14 protein-coding genes are annotated in these 16,255 nt (G+C 63.2%); all 14 read left to right on the forward strand.

The genetic code is table 11. From position 1 onward, the window contains the following. The first annotated feature begins 17 nt into the window (after positions 1–17). The 14 genes from GTW25_RS15765 (at position 18) to GTW25_RS15830 (ending at position 16,255) form a co-directional block, all read left to right on the forward strand. The gene (locus GTW25_RS15765; RefSeq protein ID WP_173194948.1) at positions 18–848 is read left to right on the forward strand and encodes an SDR family NAD(P)-dependent oxidoreductase; all 831 of its coding nucleotides are present in this window, start codon (positions 18–20) and stop codon (positions 846–848) included. Between the two features lie 184 nt (positions 849–1,032). After that, complete coding sequence (locus GTW25_RS15770) at positions 1,033–1,665, forward strand: TetR/AcrR family transcriptional regulator (RefSeq protein WP_206680625.1); 633 nt, start codon at positions 1,033–1,035, stop codon at positions 1,663–1,665. A 2-nt stretch (positions 1,666–1,667) separates the two neighbouring features. After that, positions 1,668–3,266: an acyl-CoA carboxylase subunit beta gene (locus GTW25_RS15775; RefSeq protein ID WP_173194947.1), complete on the forward strand. Its 1,599-nt coding sequence runs from the start codon at positions 1,668–1,670 to the stop codon at positions 3,264–3,266. 9 nt (positions 3,267–3,275) lie between these two features. After that, complete coding sequence (locus tag GTW25_RS15780; protein ID WP_252913172.1) at positions 3,276–4,073, forward strand: crotonase/enoyl-CoA hydratase family protein; 798 nt, start codon at positions 3,276–3,278, stop codon at positions 4,071–4,073. Continuing rightward, on the forward strand, positions 4,058–6,073 hold the full coding sequence (locus tag GTW25_RS15785; RefSeq protein WP_252913173.1) for an acetyl/propionyl/methylcrotonyl-CoA carboxylase subunit alpha: 2,016 nt from the start codon (positions 4,058–4,060) through the stop codon (positions 6,071–6,073). The genes GTW25_RS15780 and GTW25_RS15785 overlap by 16 nt, the downstream gene beginning before the upstream one ends. A gap of 53 nt (positions 6,074–6,126) precedes the next feature. Then, positions 6,127–7,236 carry an acyl-CoA dehydrogenase family protein gene (locus tag GTW25_RS15790; protein WP_252913174.1) on the forward strand — a complete coding sequence of 370 codons (1,110 nt, stop codon included), beginning with the start codon at positions 6,127–6,129 and terminating at the stop codon, positions 7,234–7,236. A 74-nt stretch (positions 7,237–7,310) separates the two neighbouring features. Further along, positions 7,311–7,916 carry a biotin transporter BioY gene (locus GTW25_RS15795; RefSeq protein ID WP_252913175.1) on the forward strand — a complete coding sequence of 202 codons (606 nt, stop codon included), beginning with the start codon at positions 7,311–7,313 and terminating at the stop codon, positions 7,914–7,916. A 269-nt stretch (positions 7,917–8,185) separates the two neighbouring features. Next, positions 8,186–9,403, forward strand: coding sequence for a CaiB/BaiF CoA transferase family protein (locus GTW25_RS15800; RefSeq protein ID WP_252913176.1), 1,218 nt, complete (start codon positions 8,186–8,188; stop codon positions 9,401–9,403). Further along, on the forward strand, positions 9,400–10,566 hold the full coding sequence (locus GTW25_RS15805) for an acyl-CoA dehydrogenase family protein (RefSeq protein ID WP_252913177.1): 1,167 nt from the start codon (positions 9,400–9,402) through the stop codon (positions 10,564–10,566). The genes GTW25_RS15800 and GTW25_RS15805 overlap by 4 nt, the downstream gene beginning before the upstream one ends. A gap of 110 nt (positions 10,567–10,676) precedes the next feature. Further along, positions 10,677–11,531, forward strand: a complete 855-nt coding sequence (locus GTW25_RS15810) for an SDR family oxidoreductase (RefSeq protein ID WP_173194942.1) — start codon at positions 10,677–10,679, stop codon at positions 11,529–11,531. A gap of 36 nt (positions 11,532–11,567) precedes the next feature. Then, on the forward strand, positions 11,568–12,377 hold the full coding sequence (locus GTW25_RS15815; protein ID WP_173195029.1) for an ABC transporter ATP-binding protein: 810 nt from the start codon (positions 11,568–11,570) through the stop codon (positions 12,375–12,377). After that, positions 12,370–14,289, forward strand: a complete 1,920-nt coding sequence (locus GTW25_RS15820) for an AMP-dependent synthetase/ligase (RefSeq protein WP_252913178.1) — start codon at positions 12,370–12,372, stop codon at positions 14,287–14,289. Before GTW25_RS15815 ends, GTW25_RS15820 begins: the two co-directional genes overlap by 8 nt. Beyond that, on the forward strand, positions 14,290–15,177 hold the full coding sequence (locus GTW25_RS15825; RefSeq protein WP_173194941.1) for a branched-chain amino acid ABC transporter permease: 888 nt from the start codon (positions 14,290–14,292) through the stop codon (positions 15,175–15,177). Beyond that, positions 15,149–16,255, forward strand: coding sequence for a branched-chain amino acid ABC transporter permease (locus tag GTW25_RS15830; protein ID WP_252913179.1), 1,107 nt, complete (start codon positions 15,149–15,151; stop codon positions 16,253–16,255). Before GTW25_RS15825 ends, GTW25_RS15830 begins: the two co-directional genes overlap by 29 nt.

A 16,255-nucleotide genomic window follows, 5' to 3' on the forward strand; every position in this document is an offset into this window, starting at 1 on the left:
GAACGGGAGGAGACGACATGGCGGGAAAACTCAGAGGCCGCGTGGCTTTGGTTTCGGGTTCGGGCCGTGGCATCGGACGCGAAATCGCGCTGAAGCTGGCATCAGAAGGCGCGCGCGTTGTGGTGAACGATCTCGACGTCGACCCGGCCAACGAAACCGCCGAGGCGGTCCGCGCCGCCGGGGGCGAGGCCGTGGTCTGCGCCGGAAGCGTGACAGAGGACGGCTTTGCAGAGCGTTTCATCAAGACGGGCATGGACAGCTTTGGCGGGCTGGACATCATCGTGAACAACGCAGGCTACACCTGGGACAGCGTCGTTCAGAAGATGACGGATGAACAGTGGCAGGCGATCATCGACGTTCACCTGACCGCGCCCTTCAGGATCCTGCGCGCCGCCCAGCCGGTGATCAGCGCCAAGGCCAAGGAAGAGGCGGCCGCCGGGCAGGAGGTGTTCCGCAAGGTGGTGAACATCTCCTCGATCGCCGGCACTGGAGGCAATGCCGGCCAGATCAACTATTCCGCCGCCAAGGCCGGAATCCTGGGCATGACCCGGACAATGGCGAAGGAATGGGGGCGCTACAAAGTGAACGTCAACGCAGTGGCCTTTGGACCGATCCGCACCCGTCTGACCGAGGGCAGCGCCGACGGCGGCAACACGATCACGGTCGGGAACAGGGACATCAAGGTCGGCGTCAACCCGGACCTGCTCAGCCAAATGGAGCGGATGATCCCGCTGGGCCGGGTCGGCACGCCCGAAGAAGCGGCTGGTGCCGTCTATCTTTTCTGCTCGCCCGAATCGAACTTCATCTCGGGCCAGTATGTGATCTGCGGGGGCGGCTTCACCATCTGACCTATGCGGTCGCAAGCCCGCATGGCGGGGTCTGAACACCGCCGACATTGTGGCCGGGCGGTGCGCATATCGGCTATTTCCTTGAAAGGCTGATGCAAAATAAGCCCTTGAAGCACGGTTGACACTTCCTTGGAAATAACCTAACAAGTGTTAGTTATGCAGGGGGCTTGAGCTGGATCCTTCCGTGGCCGAACGCGCTTCAAGAACAGTTTCAGTTGCTTCCATTCGCAGCCCAGTCGGGCGCGACGGCATACTGGATGTCGCGGCGCGGCTTTTTCGCGAACAGGGCTATGGCCCGGTTTCGCTCAGAAAGATCGCCGAGGCGGCGGGCATCAAGGCGGGCAGCATCTATTATCACTTCGGCTCTAAGGACGAGATTGTCGTGGCCATTCTGGATTTGGGTATCAGGGCCGTCCACGAAAAGATGCGCCAAGCTGTTTTGAGGCATGCCGATGGCGCCGCTGCCGCCGCCATTCTGCGGGCCGCGATCAGGGCACATCTGCGCGCGTTGCTGGATGTCAGTGACTACTCTTCGGCCAATGTGCGGATTTTCGGGCAGGTGCCGCAATCCGTCCGCGATGCCAATCTGCCGACGCGCCGGGCCTACGAGGCCGAGTGGGATAATCTGTTGACCCGGCTCCAGAGGGACGGCGCCTTGCGGCGCAACGTCGATATCCGCCGGCTGCGCCTGATGCTTATCGGCGCGCTGAATGCAACGCTGGAGTGGTTCGACCCCGAACGCGGCAGCGTCGAGGCACTGGCCTCGACGTATGCCGACGTCTTTCTCAATGGAATACTGGAACAGCGGGAAGTCTGATTATGGCTGAACTCACGTCGGCCGTATTGGCCGGCTCGGAAACCTTCAGGGGCAATCACGCTGCACAGACAGCCCGCGTCGAGACATTGCGCGCGCGGATCGCCGCGGCAACCGCGGGTGGGCGCCCCGACATGGTCGAACGCCACCGCAGTCGCGGCAAGCTTCTGGTCCGCGAACGAATCGACCTGCTGGTGGATCCAGGCACCGCCTTCATAGAGCTTTCTTCGCTGGCGGCCCACGGACAATACGGCGGAGACGTGCCCGGCGCCGGGATCGTCACGGGCATTGGCATCGTGCACGGTCTGCCCTGCATGATCATCGCCAATGATGCCACGGTGAAAGGTGGATCATTTTACCACGAAACCGTCAAGAAGCACATCCGCGCGCAGGAGATCGCGGCAGAAAACCGCCTGCCCTGTCTTTACCTCGTCGATTGCGGCGGCGCCTATCTGCCCGAGCAGGACAGGGTCTTCCCCGATGCCCGTCATTTCGGCAATTCCTTTTACCGCCAGACCAATATGTCGGCCTCCGGCCTGCCGCAGATCTCGGCCGTCTTCGGCGGCTGCACGGCGGGAGGTGCCTACATTCCGGCGCTCTCGGACGAGGTCATCATGGTCCGCGGCAATGCGCGCATCCATCTTGGCGGCCCTTCCATCGTCAAGGTGGCGATCAATGAAGAGGTGGACGGCGAAACGCTGGGCGGGGCCGAGATGCATACCCGCATCTCGGGCGTCAACGACCATCTGGCCGAAGACGAATATCATGCGCTGGCGCTGATGCGCGACATCGTCGGCAATCTGGGCCTCACGCGACCGATGGCCCCGGATGCACCCGCCGCCGCGCCCCTGCACGATCCCGAAGAGCTGTTGGGGGTTATCAGCGCCGACCGCAAGCAGCCCTATGATGTACGAGAGCTTCTGCTGCGCATCATCGATGCGGGCGAGCTCCGCGAATTCAAGCCGAACTGGGGCGAGACGCTTGTCTGCGGCACCGCCCGCGTCCACGGCTACCGCGTCGGAATCCTCGGCAACAACGGCGCGCTGCTCTCCGACAGCTCGCTCAAGGGCGCGCAGTTCGTGTCGATGTGCGACCAGCGCAACATTCCGCTTCTGTTCCTGCACAACATTTCCGGCTTCATGGTCGGCACCGAGGCCGAGCGCGGCGGCATCGCCAAGGATAGCGCCAAGCTGGTCTACGCCATGTCGGTGGCCAAGGTGCCCCGGCTGTCGGTAATTGTGGGCGGATCCTACGGGGCCGGCAACTACGGTATGTGCGGCCGGGGGTTTGCGCCGCGCTTTCTCTTCGCCTGGCCCACAGCGGAGTTGGCCACCATGTCGGCCGACATCGCCTCGAATGTGATGCAGGAACTGCGCCGCGGGAAGGGCGGAGACCCGGCGAAGGTGCAGGCCGATCTGGAACGCATCGTGGCCGAGGTGCGCGCGCAATATGCCAAACAGTCCGACCCCTATTACGCCACATCGCGGCTCTGGGACGATGGCCTGATCGAGCCTGGCCAGACTCGCGACATCCTGGGCCTGTGCCTGGCCATAGTGACCTCGGTTCCGGACACGGGGCGTCACACGCCCGTCTTCAGAATGTAAGGATAGGCAATGGTTTACGATCGCTATGAAACGCTGCGGATCGAACTGGACGCGCGCGGCGTCGCCACCGTGATCCTCAATCGCCCCGACAAGCACAATGCGCTCAACGCGGCGCTGATCTCGGAACTCGCCGATGCGGCGGCGGCGCTTGCCGAGGACGGGGCGGTGCGCATCGTGGTGCTGACCGGGGAGGGCAGGAGCTTCTGCGCGGGGGGCGACTTCAACTGGTTCGCCTCGAACGTGCAAAAGAGCCGCGCGGAACGGGTGGAACAGAGCGCCACGCTCGCTCGGCTCTTGCGCCGGCTCGACACACTGCCAAAGCCGCTGATCGGGCGAATCAACGGGGCGGCCTATGGCGGGGGCGTCGGCCTGATATCGGTGTGCGACTACGCCATCGGCGCCGAGGGCGCGACGTTCGGCCTGACCGAGGTGCGGCTCGGCCTCCTGCCCGCCAACATCTCACCCTATGTGGTGGCGCGCATCGGCGAGGCGGCGTCGCGCGAGACGATGCTGTCCGGTGCCCTGTTCGACACGGCGCGGGCCGAACGGATCGGACTGCTGACCGAGGTGGTCGCGCCCGATGCGCTGGACGAGGCGGTGGAGCGCGTCGTCCAGGCCCATCTGCAGGCCGCGCCCGGGGCAGTGGCCGACACCAAGCGGCTGATCGCCTATGTCGCGAGCCACGGGCTCGAAGACAGCATGATCTATACCGCCGACCGCCTGGCCGACGCCTGGGAGACCGAGGAAGGCATCGAGGGGATCAACAGCTTCCTGAACAAGGACACGCCGTCATGGCGGGTGAGTTGAGCTTCACCCGCGTCCTGATCGCCAACCGCGGCGAGATCGCCCGCCGGATCCAGCGCGCCTGCCGGAAGCTGGGGCTGGAAGCCGTGGCCGTCTTCTCCGAGGCTGATCCCGACACACCCTTCGTCGCCGAGGCCGATTACGCCGTCTGCATCGGCTCGGCCGCCCCGGCGGAAAGCTACCTGAAGATCGACGCCATCCTCGAGGCGGCGCGCGCCACCGGGGCAGGCGCTATCCATCCCGGCTATGGGTTTCTGTCGGAGAATGCCGAATTCGCGGGGCACGTGGAAGAAGCCGGATTGGTCTTCATCGGGCCTTCGCCCGAGGCCATTGCGCGTATGGGATCGAAGATCGAGGCCAAGGCCACGGCCGAGGCCGCCGGCGTGCCGGTGCTGCCCGGCTATCGCGGCGCCGACCAGTCCGACGGCCGGCTTCTTAAGGAGGCGCAGGCGCTCGGCGCGCCCTTCCTGGTCAAGGCCAGCGCCGGCGGCGGCGGGCGCGGAATGCGGCTTGTCACCGATCCCGGCGCAGCAGGCGAGGCCATCGCCGCCGCGCGGGCCGAGGCGAAGGGCGCCTTTGGCGATCCGACAGTGTTCCTGGAGCGCTACGCGCCGCGCGCCCGCCACGTCGAGGTGCAGGTGCTGGGCGACGCGTATGGCCATGTGCTGCATCTGGGCGATCGCGACTGCTCGCTCCAGCGCAACCACCAGAAGCTGATCGAGGAAGCGCCCGCCCCGGATATTCCCGACGCTTTGCGCTCGGCCATGCGCGATGCCGCGGTGCGGCTGGCGCGGGCCATTGGCTACCGCTCGGCGGGCACGGTGGAATATCTGTACGACCCCACGCGGGCCGAATTCTACTTTCTGGAGATGAACACCCGCCTCCAGGTGGAGCATCCAGTGACCGAGGCCATCACCGGTATCGACCTGGTGGAGTGGCAGTTGCGTATCGCGCGTGGCGAGGCGCTGGGGTTTGCGCAAGAGGACGTTTCGTTTGACGGCCACGCCATCGAGGTCCGCGTTGCCGCCGAGAACCCGGCCGAGAATTTCCGTCCCGAAACCGGGACGATTACGCTATGGGCGCCGCCGGGGATCGTGCGACTGGACAGCGGGGTGGAAGAAGCATCGGTCGTAAGACATCACTACGATTCGATGCTTGCCAAGTTGATCGTCCACGGTGCGGACCGTGACGAGGCGATCCGCAAGGCGGTCGCGGCGCTCGATGAATTTGCGGTCGGCGGAGTGGGAGTGAACCTGGCGTTTCAGCGAGCGCTGATTACGCATCCCGACTTCGTCGCCATGGCGCACTATACGGCCAGTCTGGCCGAGATGTTCCCCTGCGGCTGGACCGCCCCCGTATCCGACGACGAAACCCGCGCTCTGGCCGCGCTGGCCCTGCACCTGCATCTTGCGCCCGCGCCGGACACGCCTTGGCAGAGCCTCGCCGCCTGGCGGCTGACAGAGGCTGCGGGGCGGGCGGGCGCGGCCTGCTACTGGAGCGATGACGCCGATGCGCCGATCAGGGTCGCGGGGCAGGGCGCGCGGCTAAAGGTGATACTGCCCGACGGCACCGCCCTTGGCGTCGACGCTGCGCGCCTGACCGCGCAGCGTCTGACCGGGCGGATGGACGGCGCGCCCTTCACCCGCCGGGCCCATGTGCTGCGGTCGGGCGACCGCTGGCAGGTGCATCTTTCCGCGCCGGAAGGCATGACGATGGTGCCACTTCGTACGCTCGAGGACCGGCACCTGCAGCGCGCCTCCGGCGCCGTGGGCGGTGCCGACACCGTGCGCGCGCCCATGCCCGGCGCGGTGGTCGAGATCCGGGTGGCGCCCGGCGAGCGGGTGAGCAAGGGCAAGACGCTGGTGGTGCTCGAAGCGATGAAACTCTTGCAAAGCCTGCCCGCGCCCGTCGCGGGCTTGGTAGCCGAGATCTACTGCGCGCCGGGCGACACGGTCGCCGGCGGCGCGCCCCTGGTGAGGCTCGATCCGGAGGACAGGACGTGACCCGACACGAGACTATCGACGCGGCCACCGGCCCGTTCGGCGAGGATATCCAAATGATCCGAGCTCAGCTGCGGCGCTTCATCGAAACCGAGGTGAAGCCCAAGGGCGAAGCCTGGGAAGAGAAGGGCATGGTTTCGCGCGAGGTGCTACGCCAGATGGGCGCGCTCGGCGTTCTCGGCATGCGCTATGACGAACAGTATGGCGGCGCCGGGCTCGATGTCATGTCGAGCGTGATGCTGGCCGAGGAGGTCGGCCGGTCCACCTTCGGCGGGTTCTCGGCCACGGTGCTGGTGCATACCGATATGGCCTCGCCGCACCTGGAAAACGCCGGCACACCCGAGCAGAAGGCGCGCTGGTTGCCCGGCATCACCGCGGGCGAGACGATCACCGCCGTCGCCGTGACCGAACCGGGCGCGGGCTCGGACGTTGCGGGGATGCGCACCCGCGCCGTGCAGCATGGGTCGGATTGGGTGTTGAACGGCACCAAGATGTTCATCACCAACGGTGTGCATGGCGATCTCTACTTTGTTGGCGCCAAGACCGACCCCGACGCCAAGGGCTCGCGCGGGATCACCATGTTCGCCATCGAAAAGGGCACACCGGGCTTTTCGGTCGGCCGGGCGCTGAACAAGACCGGCTGGCTGTGTTCGGACACGGCCGAGCTGATTTTCGAGGATGTCCGCGTGCCGGCCGAGAACGTCCTCGGCGAGGTGAACCGCGGCTTTTATGCGGTGATGAAGAACTTCCAGAACGAGCGGATCGTGCTGGGCGCGATGGTCTGCGCCGAGGCGCAGACCGCGCTGGACATGACCGTGGACTATGTCAAGCAGCGCAAGGCTTTCGGCGGCGTTTTGTGGAACAAGCAGGTCGTCCGCCAGCGTCTTGCGGACTGCCAGACACGGATCGAGGCGGGCCGGCAGCTCGTCTATCACGCCGCGCGGCTCGACGCGGCTGGCGTTGAATGCGTGCGCGAGGTGTCAATGGTGAAGGCTTATTGCGGCGAGCTGGCCAACAGCGTGCTCTATGACTGCGTGCAGTTCCATGGCGGCATGGGCTACATGCGCGAAAACCCGGTCGAGCGAATGTCGCGCGACGTTCGTGTGCAGGCGATCGGCGGGGGCGCGACCGAGGTGATGCTTGAAGAAGTCGCCAAGCGCATGTGAACAGCCAATTGAGCCCCAACCTCTGAAGAAAACTCTTCAAGATCTCAGCCCAAGTCATGAAAGGAGTCAGAAAGATGTATAGCAACAAGATGTTTGTGGGACGGAATATTGGCGCAACATTGCTCGGCGAGGCGCTCATCCTGATCGCCGGTACGATACTTCTGACGGCGTCTGCGAAGGCGCAAGTTCCGTTCTATCCAGTTCCGATGACGTTGCAGACCCTGGTGGTCGTTGCGCTTGGCCTGTTCCTCGGGCCTGTCCGTGGTTCAGGCATCGTCATTGCCTATATCCTGCAGGGGCTGGCAGGCTATCCGGTCTTCGCCGGCACGCCACCGGCGTCTTCTGGCCTGGCATATGTTGCCGGGCCGACGGGCGGCTACCTTGCGGGTTTTGCGATATCGGCCTTTGCGGCTGGATGGCTGGCAAGAAAAGGATATTCCAAGACAATCCCGGGGGCGGTCACAGTTGCAGTCGTCGCAGGTGCGCTGATCTACGTTCCCGGGCTCGCATGGCTGGGTGTCTTCACCGGCTATGGAGAGCGCCTCCTCACGGCCGGCTTCTATCCGTTTCTGTTGGGTGACTTGGTTAAATCGGTTATCGCCGGTCTGCTCTTCATTGGCGCATCCGCGGTCGTTCCGGGACTTGGACACATGTCGGGAGAAAAGCCCGAGAAGAAATAATGGAGTGTCCCTTCTCGACCGCGAACGATGCGGAGACCAAAGATGGTGTCCGCGTTTCGAGGGCGATGGCTTTCGCCTTGTGGCGTCCTGGCCGAAATGCCGCCGCACGGCTTCATTCAGCCGGCGAGGCGACCTATCGAGCGAACGGGCGATCCGTGACTCGCCCGCTTCGCCCCATCACTTTCTTGCGGCCTTCGCGTAGATTCCCTCCTTCAAATCTAACATATGTTAGATTATGCTTGCTTTCGTGAGTACCAGGGAGGGCTGACATGGCGATGCCGCTCGGCGATATTCGGATCATTGAACTTGGCCATGTGATCGCAGGGCCGCTGGCGGCAGCACTCCTTTCGGATTTCGGTGCCGAGGTGATCAAGATCGAAGCCCCCGGCCGAGGCGACATGATGCGCGAATTGGGCCCGAAAGCGCAGGACGGGGTCGGCGTCTGGTGGAAGACGCTTGCCCGCAACAAGCGAATCCTCGCGCTCGACTGGAAGAGCGATCCCGGGCGCAAGGTCCTGGAAAAGCTGGTCGAAAGTACCGATGTTCTGGTGGAAAATTTCCGTCCCGGCGTGCTCGAGCGGGCGGGGATCGGGCCTGAGGTTCTGCATCAATGGAACCCCGACCTGGTGATCTTGCGGGTGTCGGGCTACGGACAGGATGGGCCGATGCGTAAGACGCCGGCCTTTGGGCGCGCCGCCGAGGCGATGAGCGGCCTGGCGCACCTCACGGGCTACGCCGATGGCTCGCCAATGCATCCCGGTTTCCCGGCCGCCGACAGCACGACGGGGCTGATGGGAGCCCTGGGCATCATGATCGCCCTTTTCGCCCGCGAGAGGGGCAGGGTTCGCGGTCAGATCGTCGATCTGGCGGTATTCGAAGCCCTGTTGCGGCTAATCGATTATCATATTCCCGCTCTGACCGGAGCAGGTGTCTCGCCGATGCGCAACGGGCTGCGTCAGCCGATGGATTTTGCGCCGGGCGGCACATTCCGCACCAAGGACGGTGTCTGGGTGACCGTCTCGGCCGGGGGCGCGGAGACGGCCAGACGGCTGTTGCGCGCGGTGGGCGGGGACAGTTTTGCCGAGGATCCGCGCTTTGCCACGATGGAGGGAATCTCGGCGCATATGAGCGAGATCTTTGACCGGCTCAACGAATTCGTCACCGCGAGGGAGTTTGCCGAGGTCGAGGCGGAATTCGCGCTCCACGACGCGGTGGCCGCGCCAGTGCTGAGCGCCGAGAACATCGTGGCCCACCCGCAGATCGCCCATCGCGGCGATATCGTATCGGTCGAAGGCGATGCGACGAAGGTGGTCGGCCCAGTGCCGCGTCTGAGTGATACGCCGGGCAGCGTTCGCTGGTTGGGGCGGCGGCCGGGCGCGGACACTGCTGAAATCATGCAGGAGCTCGGCTGCGACCTGGCGACGATCGAAAGGTTGGTGGAGGCAGGCCTGATCGCAGTTGGCCCTGCCGGGGAGGAAACGGCATGAGTTTCAGGCTGACCGAACACCAGCAGGACATCCGCGATACGATCCTGAGGATCTGTGCGGCCTTCGACGACGAATACTGGCTGGAGCGCGACCGCAACGGCGGCTTTCCCCACGACCTGCACAGGGCGATGGCGGACGGCGGCTGGCTGGGAATTGCCATGCCGGAGGAGTTTGGAGGCGCCGGCCTCGGGATCACCGAAGCCACGATCATGATGCAGGCCATTGCCGAGTCTGGCGGCGGTGCCAGCGCGGCCTCGGCCGTTCACATGAACATCTTCGGACTGAACCCGGTCGTGGTCTTCGGCAGCGCGGAGCAAAAGGCACGGATGCTGCCACCTCTGATTAAAGGGCGCGAGAAGGCCTGTTTCGGCGTCACCGAGCCGACGACCGGCCTCGACACGACCAGGCTCAAAACGCGCGCGGTTCGACAGGGGGAACGCTATGTCGTGCATGGCCAGAAAGTTTGGATTTCCACCGCCCAGGTGGCCGACAAGATCTTGCTTCTGGCGCGCACGACGCCGCTCGAAGAGGTGGCAAAACCGACCGAGGGCCTGTCGCTCTTCTATACCGATCTGGACCGGACCTTCGTCGATGTGCGCGAGATCGAGAAGATGGGCCGCAAGGCGGTCGACTCGAACGAACTGTTCATCGATGGGCTGCCGATCCCGGCGGAGGACCTGATCGGCGAGGAAGGACAGGGTTTCAGACAGATCCTGCACGGGCTCAATCCCGAGCGTATCCTCGTGGCCGGGGAGTGCGTGGGCATTGCCCGGATCGCTCTAAAACGCGCTGCCGCCTATGCCAAGGAGCGCCAGGTTTTCGGACGCCCGATCGGACAGAACCAGGGGGTGCAGCACCCGCTCGCCAAGGCCTGGGCGAAGGTCGAGGCTGCGAACCTGATGGTAATGCATGCGGCGGCGCTCTACGACGCGGGAGAGCCGTGCGGGGTCGAGGCGAATGCCGCCAAGTTGCTGGCGGCCGAAGCCGCTGTCGAGGCGACACAAACGGCACAGATGACATTTGGCGGCTTCGGCTACGCCAAGGAATATCACATCGAGAGACTGGTTCGCGAAGCGCTTCTCTTTCACATCGTGCCGGTCACGCCGCAGATGCTGATGTCGTTCATCGCCGAGAAGGCGCTGGGTCTGCCCAAATCGTACTGAAACCGGAGCGAAACCGTTCCAGTGAAAAGGGGGGTTGCGCATTTTTCTAACGTGCGTTAGATTTAGTCAGATCAAGGACAACAGTCCGATCCGCTTTGGGAGGAACGTCAATGCCGGAAGCCGGTTACGGGTTTTCCCGTGAACGACTGCGCGATCATCCAACGGTCTATGTTGATGGGCTGTTCTCGGGAAAAACCATTGTCGTGACCGGCGCGGGAGGCGGGCTGGGCCTGGCGATCGCCACCCTGTTCGCCCGTCTCGGGGCTGATCTGGCCATCAACGGGCGGAACGAGGAAAAGCTCGAAGAAGCCGCAAAGTTCCTGCGTGGCTTTGGCGGGCAGGTGCTGGCTCGTCCCATGACCATCCGGAATCCCGAACAGGTACAGAATTTCGTGGATGGCGTGGGCGATCATTTCGGCGGGTTCGACATTCTGGTAAACAATGCGGGTGGACAGTTTCCGCAGCCCGCCCTTGAATATGCGCCGAAGGGCTGGAACGCCGTCATCGACACCAACCTCAATGGCACCTGGTGGATGATGCAGGCCGCGGCCCGAAACTGGGTCAAGGCCAAGCGTCCTGGTGCCATCGTGAGCATTGTCGCGGATATCTGGCGCGGGATGCCTGGTATCGCGCATAGCTGTGCTGCGCGCGCCGGGGTCATCTACCTGTCCAAATCGGTGGCCGTCGAATGGGCGCCGCACAATATCCGCGTCAATTGCGTGGCGCCGGGATGCTGCGAAAGCACCGGGTTTGCGCGATATCCCGAGGAGGGGGCGGCGACGTTTGAGGAGTCGAACCCGATGCGCCACGCCGGAGACGAATGGGATGTCGCCGAGGCGGTAGTCTATTTGGCTGCGCCTTCCGGCAAGTTCATTACCGGCGAAGTGTTGACCGTGGACGGCGGGCAGCAGCTGTGGGGCGATCCCTGGCCGACGGGCCGGCCCGACTATTTCCGTATCGCGTGATACCAGAACAAGAGCTTCGACGGCGATATGAATGAAATGACAAACAATTACACCCGAGAGCAACAACACGCCAAAGCTCCTCCCGTATTGGAGTGTCGCGGAATCGAGCGTCGATTCGGCGGTATTGTTGCCGTTAGCGGCGTGGACCTCAGTATTCATAAGGGCGAAATATTTGGCCTCGTCGGACCGAACGGGAGCGGGAAGACGACGGTGACAAATGCGATCACCGGGTTCTACCCGCCGAACAAAGGCTCGATATGTCTCGATGGCAAGGACATCACGGGCACCGCGCCTCACAAGGTGGCCAAGCTCGGCGTCGCCCGGACCTTTCAGAACCTTGCGCTTTTCAACGGCATGAGCGTGCTCGAGAACATTCTCTTGGGGCGCCACATCCACATGAAGCCCGGAGTTCTTCCCACTGCGCTGTATTGGTGGGTGGCGCGACCGAGCGAGATCAGGAACCGCGAAGTGGTAGAGGAGGTGATCGAATTCCTCCAGCTCGAAAGCATCCGCAACGAGCTTGTGGACGGGATTCCAATCGGGCTCAAGAAGCGTGTGGAACTGGCACGGGCACTGGTCGCCGAGCCCCATCTTCTCATTCTCGACGAGCCCATGGCCGGCATGAACCAAGAGGAGAAGGGGTACATGGCCCGTTTTATTCTCGACGCGAGAGCTGAACGGGGCATAAGCGTGCTGCTGATCGAGCACCACATGGACGTCATTACCGGTATCTGCGACCGGATGCTGGCGCTCAATTATGGCGAGATGATCGCCAGCGGGATTCCGAAGGAGGTCGTCAAGGATCCCCGGGTCGTTGAGGCGTATATCGGGGGCGCCCATGGCTGAGACCACACAAAGCCCGACGGTCGCGGGTGAAACCATTGCCTCGGTTCTGATGCGGAACGCGTCCGAACACGGCAGCGACATCGCATTGCGGGAAAAAGAGCGTGGGATTTGGAAGGCAACCACCTGGGCTCAATACACGGAAGAGGTGCTGGCCTGCGCGGCCGGCCTCGACGGGCTCGGCCTGAAGCCGGGGGACGCGGTGCTCATTCTCGGCGACAATCGTGTACGCCTCTATTGCGGAATGCTGGCGCTGGCCACGCTCGGAGTTTACGCAATGCCCGCCTATCCGGGCACCACACTCGAAGAGCTCCAGCATTTCGCGGACGAGGCGAACGTCGTAGCCGCTCTCGCCGAGGACCAGGAGCAGGTGGACAAGATTTTGGAACTGCGTGACGCCGGGGCCGCGCAGTTGAAGTACATCGTGTATGACGACGGCCGGGGCCTCGGCTTCTACAAGGCGGCCGGACTGATGTCATGGGAGCATCTCGTCGAGAGCGGCAGCCATCGTCTCAACGGTGAGCCGGGGCTGCGCGAGAATCTGCTCGGCCGGGCCAAGCCCGACGATCCGGCGGTGTTCCTGCATTCGTCGGGCACGACGGGCAAGCCCAAGGGCGTCGTGCTGAGCCAGAAGAACGTGTTGGCGGCGGCGCGGAACGGCCATGCCGCCGGGGCCTTCGACTTCGGAGAGCAGGTGCTGGCCTATCTGCCGATGGCCTGGGTGGGCGATTATGCGATCACGGTAGCCGCCGCGCTTCTGCTGCGCTTCACCGTCAACGTGCCCGAACGACAGGAAACCGTGCTGCGTGATATGCGAGAAATCGCGCCGACATTCTATCTGGCCGCACCGCGCAGCTGGGACAACATCCTGACCACCATTCAGGTAGGCATCGAGAATTCGACGCCGCTGAAGAAGTGGCTTTATCACTTGTTCATCGAACGGGCCATGGCAGCCGAGCGTCGCAAGCTCAACGGCATGAGCGCTGGCGCTTTGGAAGGTATCGGCCGTTTCATCGGCGAGATTCTGATCTTCGGGCCGATCAAGGACCAGTTCGGCATGCACCGTCTCAAGAACGCCTTCACCGGCGGTGAGGCGATCGGAGAGGACACCTTCGTATTCTACCGGGCGCTCGGCATCAAGCTGCGCCAACTGTATGGTCAGACGGAGAACAGTGCCATCAACGCGATCCAGGCGCCTGATGAGGTGCGGCTCCACACCGTGGGCAAGGTTGCCCCGGGGGTCGAGGTGAAGATCGCCGACAATGGCGAAATCCTCCTGAAGTCGGATAGCGTTTTCGCCGGATACTATAACAAGCCCGAAGCTTCGGCCGAGACGCTTTCCGCTGGCTGGTTGCGTTCAGGCGATGCCGGCTACCTCGAAGACGATGGCAATCTCGTGGTGCTTGGCCGCGTTTCAGAAGTGATGCACACAAAAGCCGGAGAGCGCTATGTGCCAAATTACATCGAGAACCGCCTGAAGTTCAGTCCATACATAAAGGACGCGGCCGTGGTGGGCGCAGGCCGACACGAATTAACGGCAATGGTGTGCATCGATTTCGATGCCGTCGGCCACTGGGCCGAAGTGAACGGCGTACCCTATGTGTCCTATGCCGATCTGTCTCAGCGCGAAGAGGTGGCCGCGCTTCTGAGCGAGGCATTCCTGCGGGTAAACAAAGTCCTCCCGGAGCCTCTGCGGCTCAAAAGGTTCGTCAGCCTGCACAAGGAATTCGATCCCGACGACGGAGAGATTACGCGCACGCGCAAGCTGCGCCGAACGGTGGTGGAAGACCGCTACCAGAACGTGATCGCGGCGCTTTACGACGGATCAAAGCACGTCCACGTCAGCGCCGTCGTGACCTACGAGACGGGTGAGACGGGAAGGGTCGACCGCACCCTCCCTGTCAGGGAGGTTTAGATGGAACTAGTTTTCTTGGCTGAGCTAGCGGCGAACGGAGCTCTCACAGGGTTGCTCTACTCGTTGTTCGCGATCGGCCTGGTACTGATCTACAAAGCCTCTTCCGTGCCAAACCTCGCGCAGGGCGGGCTCACCATGGTGGGAGCGTACGTTGTGCTGGCGCTAGCTCGCGACATAGGGCTTCCGCTCTGGGTGGCAATCCCCGTGGCTGCCGTCGCCATGTTCGGTTTCGGTATGGGGATCGAGCGGGTTGCGCTGCGCCGGCTCGCTGGCCGACCGATCGTGATGATCCTCATGATGACGCTCGGGATTGACATCTTTCTGCGCGGCACGACGCTTGCTATCTGGGGCGGTACGTCGCGCTCGGTCGAACTAGGCGTCGGCTATGATCCGCTTTTCATTGGCGACGTTCTGATCAGCCGCATCCATTTGGTTGGCGCTGTTGTAGCCCTCGTTTTGTTTGTGGTCTTCGTCCTGTTCTTCCGCAGCCGACAGGGTATCCGCCTGCGCGCAATAGCCGACGATTACATGGCCTCATGGTCCGTCGGCATATCTGTCGAGCGTGGGGTTGGCCTGTCCTGGGGACTGGCTTCGATCGTTGCGGTGGCGGCAGGCGTCATATGGGGCGAGGTTCAGGGCGTCGACCAGTCGCTGTCGCTCTTGCTGCTCAAGGGATTGACGGTAGCCGTTCTAGGCGGGCTGGACAGCATCTTTGGCGCGGTGCTCGCGGGGATCATTCTCGGCATCATCGAGAATGTGGGGTCCGCCTATCTGGATCCGTTCGTGGGCGGTGGCAGCCGCGACCTGATCGTGGCAGCGGTGCTCATCCTCACTGTCATGCTTCGGCCGCACGGTCTGTTTGGCCGTCAAGACATCGAAAGGGTTTGACGCGATGTTTTACCGGCTATCTGGTATCCATCATACCAGCTACGTATCCGACAGTCGGCTCTACAAGATTCCAGCCGACAGGAATCTCGCACTGTTCTTCCTGGCGCTCGGCCTGGCAGCTCCGTTCCTTGTCGGGTCGCTGTACCTCAACAGCTATATGTTGCCTTGGCTTGTTTGGACGGCAGCGGCGCTCGGGCTCAACCTGGTGACGGGTTGGGCCGGCCAACTGCACCTCGGCTATGCGGCGGTGATGGCCGTCGGCGCATATTCGGCTGTTCACGCGGCCAGGTACGGCTTGCCCTGGGAATTCGCGCTCCTGATCGGTGGGATTTCCGCCTCGGTCATCGGCAGCCTGTTCGCCTTCGCGGCCCTGCGGGTGAAGGGCCTCTATCTGGCCTTGACCACACTGGCGATGCAGTTCGTCATGGACTGGGTGCTGACCCATTCGCCGGCGATCTCGGGTGGCTCGCACGCTTCGCTGCAGGCGCCCACATTTGCACTTCTGGGCCAGCGGATTACGTCGGATACAGGCCTGTATTATGTCGCCTTCGGCTGGTGTCTGCTTGTCACCATTTTTATGCTGAATCTGCGCCGTACCGGTCTGGGTCGTGCGCTGGTGGCAGTCCGCGAGAAGGACTATGCGGCGGCCATTCTCGGAGTCAACAGCTTCTACTACAAGATTGTTGCGTTCGCGACCTCCTCCTTCATCGGCGGAGTCAGTGGAGCGATCCTTGTCGCTACGTTCTTTTTTCTGGCCGCGCCCGAACAGTTCTCGGTCGCCGTGTCGATCCAGGTTCTGGCTATGGTGATCGTTGGCGGCCTCGGCAGTATCATCGGCACCTATTTTGGTGTCGCGTTGATCCTGCTGGTGCCGGGCGTCGTCAATGGCCTCGTGGCAGAAGGCGCCGGAGCACTGGGGCTTCAACTGAATGTCGAATCGCTGGCCCACATTCCGAACGCGGTCTACGGAGCGATCATCATCATCATCCTGATGATCGAGCCGCTGGGATTGGGCAAGCTTTATAGCAACATCCGGGACTACCTGAGGGTGTGGCCCTTTGATCAATTCAAGAAATAG

It is taken from the genome of Aliihoeflea aestuarii (genome assembly GCF_024105665.1).
Taxonomy (GTDB): domain Bacteria; phylum Pseudomonadota; class Alphaproteobacteria; order Rhizobiales; family Rhizobiaceae; genus Aliihoeflea; species Aliihoeflea aestuarii.

What these genes read in the sequence shown, in the direction of transcription:
- GTW25_RS15765 (WP_173194948.1), top strand. Translation starts at nt 18, where the DNA reads ATGGCGGGAAAACTCAGAGGCCGCGTGGCTTTGGTTTCGGGTTCGGGC.
- GTW25_RS15775 (WP_173194947.1), top strand. Translation starts at nt 1,668, where the DNA reads ATGGCTGAACTCACGTCGGCCGTATTGGCCGGCTCGGAAACCTTCAGG.
- GTW25_RS15780 (WP_252913172.1), top strand. Translation starts at nt 3,276, where the DNA reads ATGGTTTACGATCGCTATGAAACGCTGCGGATCGAACTGGACGCGCGC.
- GTW25_RS15785 (WP_252913173.1), top strand. Translation starts at nt 4,058, where the DNA reads ATGGCGGGTGAGTTGAGCTTCACCCGCGTCCTGATCGCCAACCGCGGC.
- GTW25_RS15790 (WP_252913174.1), top strand. Translation starts at nt 6,127, where the DNA reads ATGATCCGAGCTCAGCTGCGGCGCTTCATCGAAACCGAGGTGAAGCCC.
- GTW25_RS15795 (WP_252913175.1), top strand. Translation starts at nt 7,311, where the DNA reads ATGTATAGCAACAAGATGTTTGTGGGACGGAATATTGGCGCAACATTG.
- GTW25_RS15800 (WP_252913176.1), top strand. Translation starts at nt 8,186, where the DNA reads ATGGCGATGCCGCTCGGCGATATTCGGATCATTGAACTTGGCCATGTG.
- GTW25_RS15805 (WP_252913177.1), top strand. Translation starts at nt 9,400, where the DNA reads ATGAGTTTCAGGCTGACCGAACACCAGCAGGACATCCGCGATACGATC.
- GTW25_RS15810 (WP_173194942.1), top strand. Translation starts at nt 10,677, where the DNA reads ATGCCGGAAGCCGGTTACGGGTTTTCCCGTGAACGACTGCGCGATCAT.
- GTW25_RS15815 (WP_173195029.1), top strand. Translation starts at nt 11,568, where the DNA reads ATGACAAACAATTACACCCGAGAGCAACAACACGCCAAAGCTCCTCCC.
- GTW25_RS15820 (WP_252913178.1), top strand. Translation starts at nt 12,370, where the DNA reads ATGGCTGAGACCACACAAAGCCCGACGGTCGCGGGTGAAACCATTGCC.
- GTW25_RS15825 (WP_173194941.1), top strand. Translation starts at nt 14,290, where the DNA reads ATGGAACTAGTTTTCTTGGCTGAGCTAGCGGCGAACGGAGCTCTCACA.